Origin of the sequence: Pseudomonas luteola NBRC 103146 (assembly GCF_002091675.1) — a bacterium.
In the GTDB taxonomy this organism is placed as follows: domain Bacteria; phylum Pseudomonadota; class Gammaproteobacteria; order Pseudomonadales; family Pseudomonadaceae; genus Chryseomonas; species Chryseomonas luteola.
In genome coordinates this window covers 37,171-53,918 of the sequence record NZ_BDAE01000012.1, presented here as the reverse complement: position 1 = coordinate 53,918, position 16,748 = coordinate 37,171, and the positions used below count along the sequence as shown (strand labels likewise).

At 56.7% G+C, this 16,748-nt stretch carries 12 protein-coding genes; 10 read left to right on the top strand and 2 right to left on the bottom strand.

Going from position 1 to position 16,748, the window contains the following annotated elements:
* The first annotated feature begins 43 nt into the window (after positions 1–43).
* Entirely contained in the window at positions 44–679 is a 636-nt protein-coding gene (gene can / locus PLU01S_RS14090) for a carbonate dehydratase (protein WP_216822610.1), read from the top strand.
* On the opposite strand, the gene narL is transcribed toward can, so the two are convergent.
* Positions 676–1,314, bottom strand: coding sequence for a two-component system response regulator NarL (narL, locus tag PLU01S_RS14085; RefSeq protein WP_074825939.1), 639 nt, complete (start codon positions 1,312–1,314; stop codon positions 676–678). The genes can and narL overlap by 4 nt on opposite strands.
* Positions 1,311–3,113: an ATP-binding protein gene (locus tag PLU01S_RS14080; RefSeq protein WP_074825937.1), complete on the bottom strand. Its 1,803-nt coding sequence runs from the start codon at positions 3,111–3,113 to the stop codon at positions 1,311–1,313. The genes narL and PLU01S_RS14080 overlap by 4 nt, the downstream gene beginning before the upstream one ends.
* Positions 3,114–3,349: 236 nt before the next feature.
* Here PLU01S_RS14080 and PLU01S_RS14075 point away from each other — a divergent pair, with 236 nt between their 5' ends.
* The 9 genes from PLU01S_RS14075 to PLU01S_RS14035 all read left to right on the top strand — a co-directional run bounded on the left by PLU01S_RS14075 (position 3,350) and on the right by PLU01S_RS14035 (position 16,703).
* A complete protein-coding gene (locus PLU01S_RS14075) occupies positions 3,350–4,603 on the top strand; it encodes an MFS transporter (protein ID WP_074825934.1) in 1,254 nt (417 codons plus the stop codon).
* A 20-nt stretch (positions 4,604–4,623) separates the two neighbouring features.
* Entirely contained in the window at positions 4,624–6,039 is a 1,416-nt protein-coding gene (locus tag PLU01S_RS14070) for a NarK family nitrate/nitrite MFS transporter (protein ID WP_074825931.1), read from the top strand.
* A 68-nt stretch (positions 6,040–6,107) separates the two neighbouring features.
* Positions 6,108–9,863: a nitrate reductase subunit alpha gene (locus PLU01S_RS14065; protein ID WP_074825927.1), complete on the top strand. Its 3,756-nt coding sequence runs from the start codon at positions 6,108–6,110 to the stop codon at positions 9,861–9,863.
* Positions 9,864–9,873: 10 nt separating this feature from the next.
* Positions 9,874–11,412: a nitrate reductase subunit beta gene (gene narH / locus PLU01S_RS14060; RefSeq protein WP_074826190.1), complete on the top strand. Its 1,539-nt coding sequence runs from the start codon at positions 9,874–9,876 to the stop codon at positions 11,410–11,412.
* A 2-nt stretch (positions 11,413–11,414) separates the two neighbouring features.
* Positions 11,415–12,170 carry a nitrate reductase molybdenum cofactor assembly chaperone gene (gene narJ / locus PLU01S_RS14055; RefSeq protein ID WP_074825925.1) on the top strand — a complete coding sequence of 252 codons (756 nt, stop codon included), beginning with the start codon at positions 11,415–11,417 and terminating at the stop codon, positions 12,168–12,170.
* Positions 12,163–12,984: a respiratory nitrate reductase subunit gamma gene (narI, locus tag PLU01S_RS14050; RefSeq protein WP_074825923.1), complete on the top strand. Its 822-nt coding sequence runs from the start codon at positions 12,163–12,165 to the stop codon at positions 12,982–12,984. The genes narJ and narI overlap by 8 nt, the downstream gene beginning before the upstream one ends.
* A gap of 59 nt (positions 12,985–13,043) precedes the next feature.
* Complete coding sequence (locus tag PLU01S_RS14045; RefSeq protein WP_083397906.1) at positions 13,044–13,940, top strand: peptidylprolyl isomerase; 897 nt, start codon at positions 13,044–13,046, stop codon at positions 13,938–13,940.
* 39 nt (positions 13,941–13,979) lie between these two features.
* Entirely contained in the window at positions 13,980–14,972 is a 993-nt protein-coding gene (moaA, locus tag PLU01S_RS14040; RefSeq protein WP_074825921.1) for a GTP 3',8-cyclase MoaA, read from the top strand.
* A gap of 666 nt (positions 14,973–15,638) precedes the next feature.
* On the top strand, positions 15,639–16,703 hold the full coding sequence (locus tag PLU01S_RS14035; RefSeq protein ID WP_139208792.1) for a serine hydrolase domain-containing protein: 1,065 nt from the start codon (positions 15,639–15,641) through the stop codon (positions 16,701–16,703).
* Positions 16,704–16,748: the final 45 nt, after the last annotated feature.

The window sequence follows — 16,748 nt, the reverse complement described above, 5'->3', positions numbered from 1 at the left end:
GAAACGCGGTATCGTTGAGGCATTGTGCTATCGCGGATGAATGATCATGGATATCGACCAGCTGATTGCCAACAACCGTTATTGGTCCGAATCGCTCAGTGCGCGGGACCCAGAGTTCTTCGCCACGCTGGCACGTCAGCAGCGGCCCGAGTTTCTCTGGATCGGTTGCTCTGACAGCCGCGTGCCGGCCAATGAAGTAGTGGGGCTAATGCCTGGAGAACTGTTCGTACACCGCAATGTGGCCAATATGGTGGTGGCAACGGATATGAATCTGCTCTCGGTCCTGCAATATGCGATCGATATTCTCCAGGTCAAGCATGTGATCGTTTGTGGTCACTATGGCTGCGGCGGCGTGCGTGCCGCGCTGGGGCATGAATCGCTCGGCCTGATCGATAACTGGTTGAGAGCAATCAAAGCCATTCATTACCAGTATCGCGGGCAGTTCGAAGGCCTCACTGAAAACCAGCAGGTGGATCTGCTTTGTGAGCTGAATGTGAAGCGGCAGGTACGCAACGTCTGCCACACCACACTTGTACAAAAGGCCTGGCAGCGAGGTCAGCCTCTGGCCATCCATGGCTGGATCTATGGGCTGACCGATGGATTGGTAAAAGACCTGGGTGTCAGCATCTCGGGCCTTGAAGCACTTGATGAGGTATTTTTGTACGATATGGGCTCCTAACGCAGGTGATCAAGCGCCCAGACTGCCGCTTCGACACGGGATCGGAAACCAAGCTTGTGTAGCAGGTTCTTGACATGAACCTTGACCGTACCCTCAGTGATGCCCAGTTTGCTACCGATAACCTTGTTGCTGATTCCGGTTGCGATCATTTTCAGTACCTGACGCTCACGTTCTGTCAGCTCGACCTGCGAAGCCGGGGAGGGCGTCCGTAATGCCTGGGCCAGTACGCGTGTCAGGGCCGGACTCACTACCAGCGAGCCGGTCAAGGCCTCGAGGACCTGCTGGATCAGAACCTCTGGCTCCATGTCTTTGAGTAGGTAACCATCCGCTCCTAGACGCAGTGCGTCACGCACGTCCTGCTCGTCATCCGAGACGGTGAAAAGGAGGATCTTGCCGTTGTATCCCAGCTCTCTCAGCCGCTTGAGCGTTTCAACCCCATTGAGCCGAGGCATGTTGTTGTCCAGAAGGACCAGATCAGGCGTGAGCAGCGCAACCTGCTCAAGCGCATCGAGCCCATCGCTGGCCTCACCAATGACACTGAGCGCATCCTCCATTCCCAGCAGTTGTTTAAGACCGCGCCGCATCATCGGATGGTCATCGACCAGAAGCAGTCGGTAGGCGGTAGAGGATGTCATGACAGCTCCTGTAAGGTGTGGTGGCCAAGAAAGTGAGGGGCGAAAACAAGATCGACTCGGGTTCCGTTAGGGTGGCGAGGTTGGATGACAAGCTGTCCATGCAAGCTGCTGGCGCGCTCCTGCATAATGCTTAGCCCGTGATGCTGGCGTGTGTCGAAATCCCGGTCGATACCACGGCCGTCATCTTCGATGCACAGGCGAACCTGGTCCGCTTTCTGCTCCAGCCTTACCCATACCTGGCGTGCCTGGGCGTGCCGGGCGCAATTGGACAAGGCTTCCCGAACGATCTGCAGCAGGTGAATCTGTTCGCTGGCGGCCAGGGTGAAGGCAAAAGCCGTGCATTCGAGCAGTACCTCGAAATTGCCACGCTCGGCGAATTCCTTGGTCGTATCGTCAAGCGCCTGTTCAAGGCCGCCCTCTTGAATGCGCAAGCGAAAGGTCGTCAGGAGTTCTCGTAGCTGGCGGTACGCATTGTTAAGACCGTCACGCAGCTCTTCACTAACCTGTTCCAGGTTGTCGGCTGGTTCGCCTCGGCGAATCAGCGCCTGCAGACGACTCACCTGAAGTTTCATGTACGACAGGGCTTGGGCCAGGGAGTCATGCAGCTCCCGGGCGATTATGGCACGCTCCTCTAGCAACAGCAGTTTATGGTCCTGCTCGCGTTGCCGCTCAAGCGACAGCGAGGTGCCGATCAGATTACACAAGGCTTCGATCAGCCGCTCTTCCCAGGCGTGTGGTAGACGACCATCCAGATACCGTGCACGCAGCTCGCCCAGCGTATTGCCTTGGTTACTGATGAGATAGGTCTGTGGTTGGCCGTCATGATGACGGCTGCAGCTGGCGCAGTCGTTGCGTGAGCAGATCTCCCGGGACTGATTGCCATGTAGCGCAATGAGATGATCTGCCGGCTCCAGTGCATGGCCGCGCAGGCATAACGTCAATCTGAGACCGGGCAGGCGCTGCTGAAAGCTGTCGATCAGGGCGTTCAGCTGGTCGGCATTGGCCGCGCTACCGGCAATGTTTCGGCTGCTCTGATACAAGAGTTCAAGCGCAGCGTTGGCCTGAGCAAGGCTCTGGGTTTTCTGCTCGACCCGGCTTTCCAGTGTGCGGTGGGACTCTTCGATCGCTTCGGCCATCGCATTGAAGCTCACCGCCATTTGCCCCAGTTCATCGTCGGATCGGTAATTGATACGGGCATCGAACTGGCCTGCCTTGAATCGCTCGGTTGCGCCTACCAGCTCCTGTAAAGGGGTGATGACACTGCTGAATAATTCATACATGCCTACCAATAAAATGATGATAATCGAGATAAGTGCAGCGCCTTGAATGGCCTGTTGCCAGATCTGGCGTCGTTCGCTCTGGTGCTGCAGGAGCATGACGAACCGGTCCAGCTGTTCAACGAAGATATCGGCCTGCTGCTGAAAGGCCGCCTGTTGGTGCGCCTCCAGTGCAGGTTTGAGGTGTTCTGTCCAGTTATCCTGGAGGGCAGTAAAGCTCTGGCGCAGCAAGGAGCGGTCATCACGCTGGACCAGGCGAGACAGGTCAGGGCTATGCAGGCGCTGCTCAAGATCGTGTTGCAGGGTCTGAATGACCGGATCTGCCGCTTTAGCTTCAAGCTTCCAGCTCAGGCGGTAGGTCGCCATGCGCAGAGAGCCTGCCGTGTTGATGGCTGCGGCGTCCTTTTCCGTAACCCAGGCCATTAGCCCCGCACTGATGGTACTGGCCAGCGCCAACATGGAAATGAGAATGACAGCCAACCCTGCACGCGCCGGAAGGGAACTCTTGAACCAGTGAAACATGATGTTCTCCCGTGGATACCTCCAAAGAGTTCGGTAGAGGTGCCCGCTGCGCTTCCAAATCCGTTAATTAATCTAAGATTATGTATTTAAAGGGATTTTTATAATTAAACGACTACCTCCGAAGAGGTAGGGCGCGCCATCATAGGAAGTTGACTGGCGTTTTGATATTGATCTGGATCAACGTTTGACCTGCTGTGCTCTCTAGTCTCACCCCTATCGACCAGGAGGGCGGGATCATGGGCAGTGAGAAAATACAGAAAGGAATGGCGCTGGGGATGAGCACCCTGGCATTCACGCTGTGTTTCATGGTCTGGATGATGTTCGCGGTGTTGGGCGTACCCATCAAGGCGCTGCTTCAGCTAAACGAAACGGAGTTTGGACTTCTGGCGGCTACGCCTGTTCTGACCGGCTCCTTGATCCGGCTGCCGCTCGGCATACTGACCGACCGTTTTGGCGGACGGCCCGTCTTCTTCATCCTGATGCTGATCTGCGTGCTGCCCATCTACCTGGTCAGCTATGCGCACGAATACTGGCAGTTTCTCGTACTGGGGCTTTTCGTCGGGCTTGCGGGAGGGTCTTTCTCGGTAGGTATTGCCTATGTGGCGAAATGGTTCGATGCCTCTACCCAGGGACTGGCGATGGGAGTCTTTGGCGCAGGCAATGCAGGCTCGGCGCTGACCAAGTTCGTGGCCCCTGCCATTATCGCTGCCGCGAGTTGGCAGATGGTTCCAAAGGTCTATTCAGCCATCCTGTTCATCATGGCAGTGCTGTTCTGGTTTCTCACAACCGAAGACAAGGCGCCTCGTACAAGCCATGCGCCATCCCTGACCGAACAGCTTCGCGCGCTCAAGGATCCGGCCGTCTGGCGGTACTGCCAGTACTACTCAATCGTCTTTGGCGGATATGTCGCACTCGCCCTATGGATGACCCAGTACTACGTCCAGGAGTACGGGTTGACCCTGCAGAGCGCGGCTGTGCTGGCCGCCTGCTTTTCGTTACCGGGCGGCATCCTGCGCGCGGTAGGGGGCTGGATGTCGGACCGGTTCGGCGCCCATAGCGTCACCTGGTGGGTACTGTGGGTGAGCTGGGTGTGCCTTTTTCTACTCTCCGTTCCGCAAACCGCACTGGTTGTTCAGACCGTCAATGGTCCTCACACCTTTGAAGTCGGCCCTAACGCTTACGTCTTCACCGTGCTCATGTTTGTTATGGGTACTGCCTGGGCGTTCGGTAAAGCGTCAGTCTTCAAATATATCGCCAGCGACTACCCGGATCGCATGGGCGCAATCTCCGGCATCGTCGGCCTCGCGGGTGGCCTTGGCGGTTTCGTTCTACCCATTCTCTTCGGCGCGCTGGTCGACCTGACCGGCATCCGCAGCTCCTGTTTCGTACTGCTATATGGCGTGGTGTGGGTCTCCCTGATTTGGATGTACCTGAGCGAGGTCCGCCAGACCCCTGTCCTTGGCCGGGCGCGCGCCGCCTCCCTTTCCTGACCTTTTCAAGGAGAACGATGATGACCGTGATCAAGCACCCAGCCGTAGGGCAGTTACCCAAGCAGGGGCCGGTAATCAATGACTGGCGACCGGAAGATCCTCAATTCTGGGGGCACACCGGCAAGGCGATAGCGACACGAAACCTATGGATTTCCATTCCGGCGCTGCTGCTGTCCTTTGCCGTGTGGATGGTCTGGAGCACGGTGATCGTACGGCTTAACGCCATCGGCTTTGGCTTCACAACGGACCAGCTGTTCTGGCTGGCAGCCTTGCCCGGTCTATCCGGCGCGGCGTTACGGGTCTTCTACTCATTCATGGTTCCGATTTTTGGCGGACGGCGCTGGACCACGCTAAGCACGCTCTCCCTGTTGATTCCCTCCTTGTGGATGGGATTTGCCGTCCAGAATACCGGGACGCCTTATAGCGTATTCGTGGTCATCGCCTTGCTGTGTGGTTTGGGCGGCGGCAACTTTGCCTCAAGTATGTCCAACATCAGCTTCTTCTTTCCCAAGGCTCAGCAGGGTACTGCACTGGGTCTCAATGCCGGGCTCGGTAACCTCGGCGTCTCGGTCATGCAGTTCAGCGTGCCGCTGGTAGTGTCCCTGGGGCTGTTCGGTGTAGCAGGCGGCGCACCGCAACAGCTAGCTGACGGCTCAGTGCAATGGCTGCAGAACGCAGGCTTTCTCTGGGTTCCGCCTATCCTGCTGGTTTCTCTGGCGGCCTGGTTTGGTATGAATGACCTGACCTGTGCCAAGGCCTCATTCCGCGAGCAGTCTGTCATCTTTACCCGCAAGCACAACTGGCTGATGTGCTGGCTGTATCTTGCGACTTTCGGCTCCTTTATTGGTTTTGCGGCCGCCTTTCCGCTGCTGATCAAGACCTCTTTCCCAGACATCAATGCACTCAAGTTCGCCTTTCTGGGCCCACTGGTAGGTGCCCTGGCACGACCATTGGGCGGTTGGGTGGCCGACAAGCTGGGGGGCGCCCGCGTCACGCTATGGAACTTCATTCTGATGATCGTAGCGGTCTTCGGCGTCATGCACTTCCTGCCAAGCCACGGGAGCGAAGGGAATTTCTATGGCTTCCTGGCGGTGTTCATGCTGCTCTTCGTTACTACCGGGATCGGCAATGGCTCCACCTTCCGCATGATCCCTGTGATCTTCCGGCTGTTCCATGAGCGCGCCAGCGCAGGCAAGCGCCAGGCTGAACAAGAGCAGGCGCAGCGGCAGGCGGGCAAAGAGTCCGCTGCGGTACTGGGCTTCAGCTCGGCGGTCGGCGCGTTTGGTGCCTTCTTCATCCCCAAAGCATTTGGCACGTCCATCGCCCTGAGTGGTGCCCCTGAAATGGCCATGTATGGGTTCGTTGCCTACTACGTGACTTGCCTCTTCGTGACTTGGTGGTGGTACTCGCGCAAAGGAGCCGAGACACCCTGCTAGACGCCTGCCACTTAGAACATTGATGACCGGGCGCCGCACGGCGAGCGCCCACCTGAGAGGATATAACCATGAGTCATCTACTTGACCAACTGCGCTTCTTCAACCGCAAGCAGGGTGAATTTGCCGACGGGCATGGTGAGACGCGCCTGGAGTCCCGTGATTGGGAAAATGTCTATCGCTCACGTTGGCAGTACGACAAGATCGTACGTTCTACTCACGGTGTGAATTGCACCGGCTCCTGCTCCTGGAAGATCTATGTCAAGAATGGGCTGATTACCTGGGAGACGCAGCAGACTGACTATCCACGCACTCGTAATGACCTGCCCAACCACGAGCCACGGGGCTGTCCGCGTGGGGCCAGTTACAGCTGGTACATCTACAGTGCCAACCGTCTCAAGTATCCCAAGATTCGCAAGCCGCTCTTAAAGCTCTGGCGAGAAGCTCGTCTTAGCTTATCGCCTGTGGAAGCCTGGGCAAGCATCGTTGAGGATAAGGCGAAGGCAGAGTCCTACAAGAGCAAGCGGGGCATGGGTGGTTTTATCCGCTCCAGCTGGGAGGAAGCGAACGAGCTGATTGCCGCCGCCAATCTGTACACCATCAAGCAGTATGGCCCGGATCGGGTGGTGGGCTTCTCACCCATTCCAGCCATGTCCATGGTGAGTTACGCTGCCGGGGCGCGGTATCTTTCGCTCATCGGCGGAGTGTGCCTGAGCTTTTATGACTGGTACTGCGACCTGCCTCCTGCCTCTCCGCAAGTGTGGGGTGAGCAAACTGACGTGCCGGAGTCGGCTGACTGGTACAACTCCAACTACATCATCGCCTGGGGCTCCAACGTCCCGCAGACCCGTACCCCGGATGCGCACTTCTTTACCGAGGTTCGCTACAAGGGCACCAAGACCGTTTCGATCACGCCCGATTACTCCGAAGTCGCCAAGCTGACCGACCTTTGGCTCAACCCCAAGCAAGGCACTGATGCCGCCCTGGCACAGGCCTTCAATCATGTGATCTTCAAGGAATTTCATCTCGAAAAGCCCAGCCCTTATTTCCAGGACTATGCCAAGCGCTATACCGATCTCCCCATGCTGGTACTGCTGGAACCTCACGAGCGTGGCTACAAGGCGGATCGCTTCCTGCGGGCATGGGATTTGGCCGACAACCTGGGCCAGGACAACAATCCCGAGTGGAAAACCGTTGCCCTGGATGCGACGGGTGAGCTGGTCTCTCCGCAGGGATCAATCGGCTATCGCTGGGGCGAGAAGGGCAAGTGGAACATCGAATCGCGTGAAGGCGGGCAGGGCCGGGAAGTCGACCTGACGCTAAGCCTGATCGACAGCGGCGACTATGCCGAAGTAGGGTTTCCTTACTTTGGTGGGCAGAGTCATGAGCACTTCCCGCATGTGCCAGGCGATGCAGTGCAATACCGCCGGGTTCCAAGCCGCACGATTACGCTGGCCGACGGCTCCCTCGCGCAGGTTGCTACCGTTTTCGATCTGATGGCCGCTAATCTAGGGATCGACCGGGGTCTGGGCGGCGATCACGTTGCGCAGGATTACAACGACGCCAGCGTGCCGGGAACCCCAGCGTGGCAGGAGCAGATTACTGGCGTAAGCCGCGAGAAGGCCATACAGATAGCCCGAGAGTTTGCCGATAACGCCGACAAGACCCGTGGCCGGTCGATGATCATTGTTGGCGCGGCCATGAACCATTGGTATCACATGGACATGAACTACCGGGGCCTGATCAACATGCTCATGTTGTGTGGCTGCGTAGGGCAGACCGGGGGCGGCTGGGCGCACTATGTGGGACAGGAAAAGCTGCGCCCACAATGTGGGTGGCTGCCACTGGCCTTTGGCCTGGACTGGAGCCGTCCGCCTCGTCAGATGAACGGAACCAGCTTCTTCTACAACCACTCCTCACAGTGGCGCCACGAGAAGATGAGCATTCATGAAGTGCTCTCGCCCATGGCCGACAAGTCCCAGTTTCCTGAGCATATGCTCGACTACAACATTCGTGCCGAGCGCGCCGGCTGGTTGCCCAGCGCGCCGCAGCTCAATCGTAATCCGCTGCAGATCACTCGGGATGCGGCCGCCGCGGGCATGCCACTTGTTGATTACGTCATCCAGTCGCTTAAGGATGGCTCGCTACGTTTTGCCTGCGAACAGCCGGACAACCCGGCCAACTTCCCCCGCAATATGTTCGTGTGGCGCTCGAACCTTCTGGGCAGCTCCGGCAAAGGCCATGAGTACATGCTCAAGTACCTGCTGGGCACCAAAAATGGCGTGATGAACGAAGACCTTGGCAAGCGAGGTGGTTTCAAGCCTGACGAGGCCGACTGGGTAGACGAGGGCGCCATTGGCAAGCTCGATCTGGTCACTACGCTGGACTTTCGCATGTCTTCCACCTGTGTGTACTCCGACATCGTCCTGCCTACCGCAACCTGGTACGAGAAGGACGACATGAACACATCGGACATGCACCCCTTCATCCATCCGCTTTCGGCAGCCATCGATCCGGCCTGGGAGTCCCGTTCCGACTGGGAGATCTATAAAGGTATCGCGAAAAAGTTCTCGGAACTGGCCGAGGGCGTATTGGGTATCGAGCAGGATCTGGTAACGGTGCCGTTGCTGCACGACAGCCCCGGCGAATTGGCCCAGCCTTTTGGTGGCGCCGACTGGAAAACCGCCGGTATGGATCCGGTACCTGGCAAGAACTGCCCGAACATGACGGTGGTCGAGCGCGACTACCCAGGAATCTATAAGAAATTCACATCGCTCGGGCCGCTACTTGAAAAGCTGGGGAACGGTGGCAAGGGCATCAACTGGAATACTCGGGACGAAGTGAAATTTCTGGGCGAGCTGAACTACCGCGTGAACGATGAGGGCGTCAGCCAAGGCCGGCCTAGGATCGATTCGGCCATTGATGCTGCTGAGGTCATTCTCTCATTGGCTCCGGAAACCAACGGTCACGTCGCTGTAAAAGCCTGGGCGGCGCTGTCGGAGTTCACCGGGCGCGATCACAGCCATCTGGCGCTGCCCAAGGAGCACGAAGCCATTCGCTTTCGCGACATTCAGGCTCAGCCGCGCAAGATCATTTCCAGCCCTACCTGGTCCGGTCTTGAAGATGAACACGTGAGCTACAACGCGGGCTATACCAACGTTCATGAGCTCATCCCGTGGCGCACCGTCACCGGTCGCCAGCAGTTCTTCCAGGATCACCCCTGGATGCAGGCCTTTGGTGAGCAGATGCAAAGCTACCGGCCACCTATCAATACCCGGACCATTGATTATGTAAAGGGCAAGAAGGGCAACGGCAACACCGAGATCGTTCTGAACTGGATCACTCCCCACCAGAAATGGGGTATCCACAGCACCTATACCGACAACCTCATCATGCTCACCCTGAGCCGTGGCGGACCTATCGTCTGGCTATCGGAGATCGATGCGAAAAAGGCCGGCATCGAGGACAACGACTGGGTCGAGTGCTTCAACGCCAACGGTGCCCTGACGGCCCGTGCCGTGGTCAGTCAACGCGTGAAGGAAGGGATGGTCATGATGTACCACGCCCAGGAGCGCATCGTGAACGTGCCGGGCAGCGAGACCACCAAAACCCGCGGTGGCCATCACAACTCCGTAACCCGCGTGGTGCTCAAGCCCACCCACATGATCGGTGGCTACGCCCAACAGGCTTATGGCTTCAACTACTACGGCACCGTGGGATGTAACCGCGACGAGTTTGTCGTGGTGCGCAAGATGAAAGAGGTCGATTGGCTGGATGGCCCCAATGGCCATGCACTGCCCCAGCCCCTGCCGACCCAACTGGATTGAGGAAGTTGTCATGAAAATTCGTTCGCAAGTCGGCATGGTACTGAATCTGGACAAGTGCATCGGTTGCCATACCTGCTCGGTTACCTGCAAGAACGTCTGGACCAGCCGCGAGGGCATGGAGTATGCCTGGTTCAACAACGTAGAGAGCAAACCCGGAATCGGCTACCCCAAGGAGTGGGAAAATCAGGACAAATGGAAAGGTGGCTGGATACGCAACAAGGATGGCTCAATCAACCCTCGGATCGGCGGCAAATTCCGGGTCTTGGCTAATATCTTTGCCAACCCTGACCTCCCGGGCATTGATGACTATTACGAGCCGTTCGATTTCGACTATCAGCACCTGCATACCGCTCCGGTATCGGACCATCAGCCGGTGGCGCGGCCTCGCTCGCTGATCTCCGGTCAGCGGATGGAAAAGATTGAGTGGGGTCCCAATTGGGAGGAAATCCTGGGAACCGAATTCGCCAAGCGCCGCAAGGATAAGAACTTCGACAAGGTTCAGGCGGATATCTACGGCGAATACGAAAATACCTTCATGATGTATTTGCCACGCCTTTGCGAACACTGCCTCAACCCGGCCTGCGCAGCATCCTGTCCGAGTGGCGCCATCTACAAGCGTGACGAAGACGGGATTGTGCTGATTGACCAGGAAAAGTGCCGGGGCTGGCGCATGTGTATCAGTGGCTGCCCCTACAAGAAGATCTATTTCAACTGGAAGAGCGGCAAGTCCGAGAAATGCATCTTCTGCTATCCACGTATAGAAGCCGGCATGCCTACCGTATGTTCAGAAACCTGCGTTGGCCGTATCCGCTACCTGGGCGTGCTGCTGTATGACGCCGATCGCATCGCAGATGTTGCCAGTGCTGCCAGTGAGCAAGATCTCTACGAAAGGCAGCTCGATGTTTTCCTGGACCCCTTCGATCCGGATGTGATCCGTCAGGCCCTGGCCGATGGTGTGCCACAATCCGTAATCGAGGCTGCTCAAAAATCGCCCGTCTACAAGATGGCTGTGGAGTGGCAGCTGGCTCTGCCGCTACACCCTGAGTACCGCACACTGCCCATGGTCTGGTACATCCCACCGCTTTCGCCGATTCAAAACGCTGCCAAGGCTGGAGCGGTAGGCATGAACGGGGTACTGCCCGATGTGGATAGTTTGCGTATCCCGCTGCGCTACCTGGCTAACCTGCTGACGGCGGGAGATGAGCGCCCGGTTCGACGCGCCCTAAAGCGCATGCTGGCCATGCGCGCTTACAAGCGAGCCGAACAGGTCGAAGGCCGGCAGGACCTTGAGGTGTTGAAAGAGGTCGGGCTGAGCGTATCGCAGGTTGAGGATATGTATCGCTACCTGGCCATCGCCAACTATGAAGACCGATACGTTGTGCCTTCTGCCCACCGCGAGGAGGCCATGAGTGATGTTTTTGCCGAGCGGTCCGGCTGTGGCTTCAGCTTTGGCAGCGGCTGTAGCGGTTCGTCCGATCTCAATATGTTTGGGTCGAAAAAAGCCAATCGCCGGGACGTGATCCAAACCGTCCAGCTCTGGGAGGAATAGATATGCGTATCCTCACGGTAATCTCACTGCTGATGGACTACCCTTCCGAAATGCTGGCCCCAGCACAGCAGGAATTGGCTGGCGCCATTAACAGTGCCCGCGAGATCAGTCCTGAGCAACGCAGCCTCCTTCAGGGTCTGCTGGGCCAGCTGACAAGCGCAGAACTGATGGATGTCCAGGAAACCTATACTGAACTGTTCGATCGTGGCCGGTCCCTGTCTCTCCTGTTGTTCGAGCACGTGCATGGCGAGTCCCGTGACCGTGGGCAGGCCATGGTGGATCTGCTGGCGCAGTACGAAGCCGCAGGCTTCTCGCTCGGGGTGAAGGAGCTTCCCGATTATCTGCCGCTTTATCTCGAATACCTGGCCACCCGTGATGAACTGACAGCCCGTGAAGGACTGGCCGACGTGGCTCATCTGCTGGCCTTATTGGCGGCGCGCCTTGCCGAACGCCAGAGTCCTTATTCTGCCTGCTTTACCGCATTGCTGCAGATCGCAGGAGAACCCCCTGTACAGGCGGTAGAGGCGCTGCGTGAGCAGGTAGCCTCTGAATCCCGAGACGATTCGCTCGAAGCGCTGGATAAGGTATGGGAAGAGGAGGCCGTGGACTTCCTCAAGGCTGAGCAGGAAGGGCGTTGCGGTGCGCAAGCGTCCCGGCCTGATAAGGCCAGACAGGAGGAAGCGGTGCCGCTGCATTGGATCGATTTCAATCAGGAAAGACCGGTGCAGATGCCGGTTCGGGAGGCCTATCATGGATAAAGTAAATTTGTTTGCCTTTGGCATCTATCCCTATGTCGCTCTGACCATCTGCCTGGTTGGAAGCTGGGCTCGGTTCGATTTATCGCAGTACAGTTGGAAGGCAGGTTCCAGCCAGATGCTCAGCAAACGCAACATGCGGGTAGCGAGTAACCTGTTTCATATTGGCGTACTGTTTATCCTGGCAGGACACTTTGTTGGACTACTCATGCCGGAAGCGCTTTATCACACCGTCATCAGTACGGCCAATAAACAGCTCCTGGCCATGCTCTCTGGAGGTTTCTTTGGCTGTCTGGCGCTGATTGGCTTGAGCATGCTGATCTATCGTCGTCTGACTGAACCACGCGTACGGGCCAGCTCTAGCCCCTCCGACATCATGATTCTGTTTGTTCTACTGGCGCAGCTACTGTTGGGCCTCAGCACCATTGTCGCGTCGACCCAGCATATGGATGGTTCAGTTATGGCGCGTCTGGCTATCTGGGCCCAAGCTATCGTGACACTGCGACCCGAAGCAGCGGCGGCCTCCATCGGCGCGGTACCGCTGGTGTACAAGCTGCATGTCTTTCTGGGGTTGACGCTGTTTGTGCTGTTTCCCTTTACCCGGCTGGTGCATATCGTCAGCGCGCCGGTCTGGTATTTGGGGCGCCGTTATCAGATCGTACGGCTGAAAGCCAAACGGCCCGAGCAGACCAGACCACAAGCACAAGGCGTGCCCAGCAAACTCCGTGTCGAAACACCTGCCCCTGCCTATGGCTTGCCTGCGATCGCTCCCAAACAGACCGCGCCTCTGGCAAGACACAAAGACACCGTCCATTAGCCTCAAGGGGGTGGGTATAACCACCCACCCGCCTGTCACCTATAAGTAGGAGAAGCACCATGGCATGCGCTAGCAAGGTAAGCGGGTATAGCGATAGAGAAGAGGGCAAACAACTCGCCTCGCAAGATCCTGCGCTGGCAGGCACCTGTGACGCCAAGCCTATTCTGATTGCCAGCAGTGATCAGGACTGGCCTCATGTCCGGGTTAACGGGGTACCCATCGCACCGGAGGGTATTGCCCAGGAGTTGCAATATCACCCTGCGTTGTCCCGAGAAGACGCTATTTATCAAGCCGTGCAGGCATTGGTCATTCGCGAGGTGTTACGCCAGCGGGTAGCGGAGCAGGGGATCATGGGCATAGGGGCCGAGGCTGAGGAGGCAGCGATCTGCCACTTGCTGGAGCGAGAGGTAAAAAGCCCGGACGCCGATGAGCAAACATGCCGTCGTTATTACGCCAGCAATCAGGCGCGTTTTGTTTCAGCGCCTCTGCTTGCCGCTTCCAATATCCTGCTGGCGTGTGCGCCGGATGACGTGCAGGCCCGCAGTGAGGCCCGTGAACAGGCCTTGCAGTTGATCAAGTGCCTGGACCACACTCCCGATAGATTCGGTGAGCTGGCGCAGCGCTACTCAAATTGCCCCTCCAGCGTCCAGGGTGGCTCGCTGGGCCAGCTCAGTCAGGGCCAAACCGTTCCCGAATTCGAACGGGTACTGTTTCGCCTGTCGAAAGGGCTTTGCAAACATCCTCTGGAAACCCGCTACGGACTCCATATCGTACGAGTGGATGAGCGCCTGGAAGGATCACTCTTGCCTTATGACGCAGTGAAAACAGCCATCAGAGACGACTTGACTCAGCGAGCTTGGCACACAGCGCTGGCTCACCACCTACGCATTCTGGTCAGCCAGGCTCATATCGAAGGCATTCATTTTGTTGGAGTCGACTCGCCACTGCTGCAGTAGCGCACGGTGAGATATAAGCCAGTGGGTATTGAGGATGTTATGACGATAGAGCTGAAAGACGGTATCGGCCGAAAAATCGACTACTTGCGGCTGTCGGTTACGGATCGTTGCGATTTTCGCTGTGTATATTGTATGGCCGAGAAGATGACCTTTTTACCCAGGGTGCAGGTGTTGAGCCTGGAAGAACTATATCGCCTAGCCAGCCTCTTTGTGAGTCAGGGTGTCAAGAAGATACGCCTGACGGGTGGAGAGCCAATGGTAAGGCCTGGCATTGTCGACTTATGCCGTGACCTTTCAACACTCCATGGACTAGAAGAGCTGGTGATGACAACCAACGGCTCTCATCTGACCCGTCTGGCCCGCCCGCTGGCAGACGCCGGTGTCAAACGCCTCAACATCAGCCTGGATAGCCTGGATCCCGGCCGGTTCAGGGCCATTACCCGTATCGGTGATCTGGAGCAGGTGCTCCGCGGTATCGAAACGGCACGGCATGCCGGATTCCAGCGTATCAAACTCAATTGTGTCGTCATGAAGGGTCGCAACGCCGATGAGATTCTTAACCTGGCGAACTTTGCCTTTTCGAATCAACTGGACATCAGTTTTATCGAGGAGATGCCGTTGGGAAGGGTAGGTAACCAACGCCAGGAACGTTTCTGTTCAAGCGACGAGGTACGAGCCCAGCTTGCGTCCCGCTATAACCTGATCGACTCTGCCGAGCAGAGCGGTGGGCCTGCTCGCTATGTGCGCATTGCAGAATATCCGCGCTCCCGAATCGGCTTCATATCACCGCACACTTATAACTTCTGCGCCAATTGCAACCGCCTGCGAGTAACAGTAGATGGCCGCATGCTGCTGTGCCTTGGGCATGAAAAAGCGCTGGATCTTAAATACCTAATGCGCCGTTATCCTGAATCTGATCATCAGGTTGCTGAAGCGATACACACGGCATTGGCTCAAAAACCGCTACGCCATGAGTTCACTTCGAACAACGATCCTCAGGAACTCCGTTTCATGAACGTAAGTGGAGGGTAATACCAGCCCATTATTAAATTAAAAATATCAACCCCCAACCATCCAATAAAAGTAAACAATAGGTGGTGGTTTATTATGAAAAGGAGAGAGCTTAAAAATGGACCTCCATGCCTTATGACGCTCTCTCATTTCATCGAATGCCTGAATTTTTCACCGTCTGGTATCTCGTTCCTCTCATAAACTAGCCGTTCATCACACCGGCTTAGAAAATCTTTTTCCATTAATTGTTATATCGATAACTAAATATAAGGAATTGGCCTAGGCTGAACACATGACTGCTGCGGTCAACGAAGTGACGACAGGGTGCTGATTAGGCAACAGGCAATGCGGATGAAGAGCTAGAGCAGAGTAATATGCTGATTGCTTGAGGTAGACGCAGCTCAGATTGCCTCAGCGTCTGCACAGCAGAGCTGTGGTGGCAGAAGAGGTAAGCACCAATATCAACCGTATTCACGGGGCAAGCCTGGAAACCTCAAAAGGCTCACAACATATCGCGGATGCCAGTCGTCAGCTTGCTGGCCTGGCAAGTCAGCTAGCGGATCGAGTCAGCGTCTTCCAAGTGTAATTTAGGTGACTGGATGGTTCAGGCTTCACAAGGTTTTCCACTCTTATATAGCGCCTGAATGAAATCCTACGTAACGAGTTGAAGGGCATGTTTGTCCGTCAATGACGGTCGGATTTGTCATTCAGGTCAGTGTGGTTCTGGTCATGCCTCCGATCCTTCCGCTTGTTCGGCGTTTGGCACGTTTTAGGTCTATGGGGCTTATTGTCTTGTGCTGGGTGTCTATCAGCGCCTCTGCCAATCCCAACTTGTCCCAAGTGCTGGATGATGCTCAAGCACTTGGGCCGCTGGAAACGGTGATTGTCAGTCACGATGGGCAGGTGATGGCTGAGCGCGGTTATCGAGGGCACCGCACAACTACACCCACCAATATCAAATCTGCCTCCAAGCTGGTGGTATCAGCGTTGATCGGTATCGCCATTGACAAGGGGATTCTCAAAGGGACTGATCAAACAATCGCTCCGCTGTTGTCAGAAGACCTTCCGGCAAAACCGGACCCGCGGCTGAAGGACATTACGATTGGCAATCTCCTGTCCATGCAGGCGGGACTGGCGTCTACCTCAGGGCCGAACTATGGCGCCTGGGTTGCTAGCAGAAACTGGGTGAAAGCTGCGCTGGCGCGTCCTTTTGAAAACGACCCTAGTGGTCCCATGATCTACTCCACCGGCTCAACTCACCTGCTTTCGGCTATTTTGACCCGACAAACCGGGCGCTCGACCTTGCAGCTGGCCCAGCTCTGGCTGAAACCTCTTGATGGTTTTGCCATTACCAGCTGGAGTCGCGATCCGCAGGGTGTCTATATCGGTGGTAACGAAATGGCCATGAGCCCACGATCATTGCTGGCATTTGGCGAACTGTACCGGAGGAAGGGTGTAACCCAGGACGGTCGCCGTCTGATCTCATCCCGTTGGGTAGAAGAATCCTGGCAGGTTCGTACCTACTCACGCTATACCAGGGATGGTTATGGATATGGCTGGTTTGTTACGCGAATCGCGAACCAGGAGGTGTATTACGGCTGGGGATTCGGTGGGCAGATGCTGTATATCGTGCCCCGCCAGAAGTTGACGGTCGTCATGACCTCAAATGGTAGCGCCTCGGCTGCGCGCTCAGGGCATCGGGACGACTTGCACCGCTTGTTGGGCAGCATTATCGAGATTTACGCGCAGTAAGGCTTTACGACAAGACTGGGATAGTCTTCCGGACAGGTGGTTGCT

Excerpts from the sequence above, each read along its gene's own strand:
- narL (WP_074825939.1), bottom strand. The coding sequence starts at position 1,314 with ATGACATCCTCTACCGCCTACCGACTGCTTCTGGTCGATGACCATCCG.
- PLU01S_RS14035 (WP_139208792.1), top strand. The coding sequence starts at position 15,639 with ATGACGGTCGGATTTGTCATTCAGGTCAGTGTGGTTCTGGTCATGCCT.
- moaA (WP_074825921.1), top strand. The coding sequence starts at position 13,980 with ATGACGATAGAGCTGAAAGACGGTATCGGCCGAAAAATCGACTACTTG.
- PLU01S_RS14065 (WP_074825927.1), top strand. The coding sequence starts at position 6,108 with ATGAGTCATCTACTTGACCAACTGCGCTTCTTCAACCGCAAGCAGGGT.
- PLU01S_RS14070 (WP_074825931.1), top strand. The coding sequence starts at position 4,624 with ATGACCGTGATCAAGCACCCAGCCGTAGGGCAGTTACCCAAGCAGGGG.
- narH (WP_074826190.1), top strand. The coding sequence starts at position 9,874 with ATGAAAATTCGTTCGCAAGTCGGCATGGTACTGAATCTGGACAAGTGC.
- narI (WP_074825923.1), top strand. The coding sequence starts at position 12,163 with ATGGATAAAGTAAATTTGTTTGCCTTTGGCATCTATCCCTATGTCGCT.
- PLU01S_RS14045 (WP_083397906.1), top strand. The coding sequence starts at position 13,044 with ATGGCATGCGCTAGCAAGGTAAGCGGGTATAGCGATAGAGAAGAGGGC.
- PLU01S_RS14075 (WP_074825934.1), top strand. The coding sequence starts at position 3,350 with ATGGGCAGTGAGAAAATACAGAAAGGAATGGCGCTGGGGATGAGCACC.
- narJ (WP_074825925.1), top strand. The coding sequence starts at position 11,415 with ATGCGTATCCTCACGGTAATCTCACTGCTGATGGACTACCCTTCCGAA.
- PLU01S_RS14080 (WP_074825937.1), bottom strand. The coding sequence starts at position 3,113 with ATGTTTCACTGGTTCAAGAGTTCCCTTCCGGCGCGTGCAGGGTTGGCT.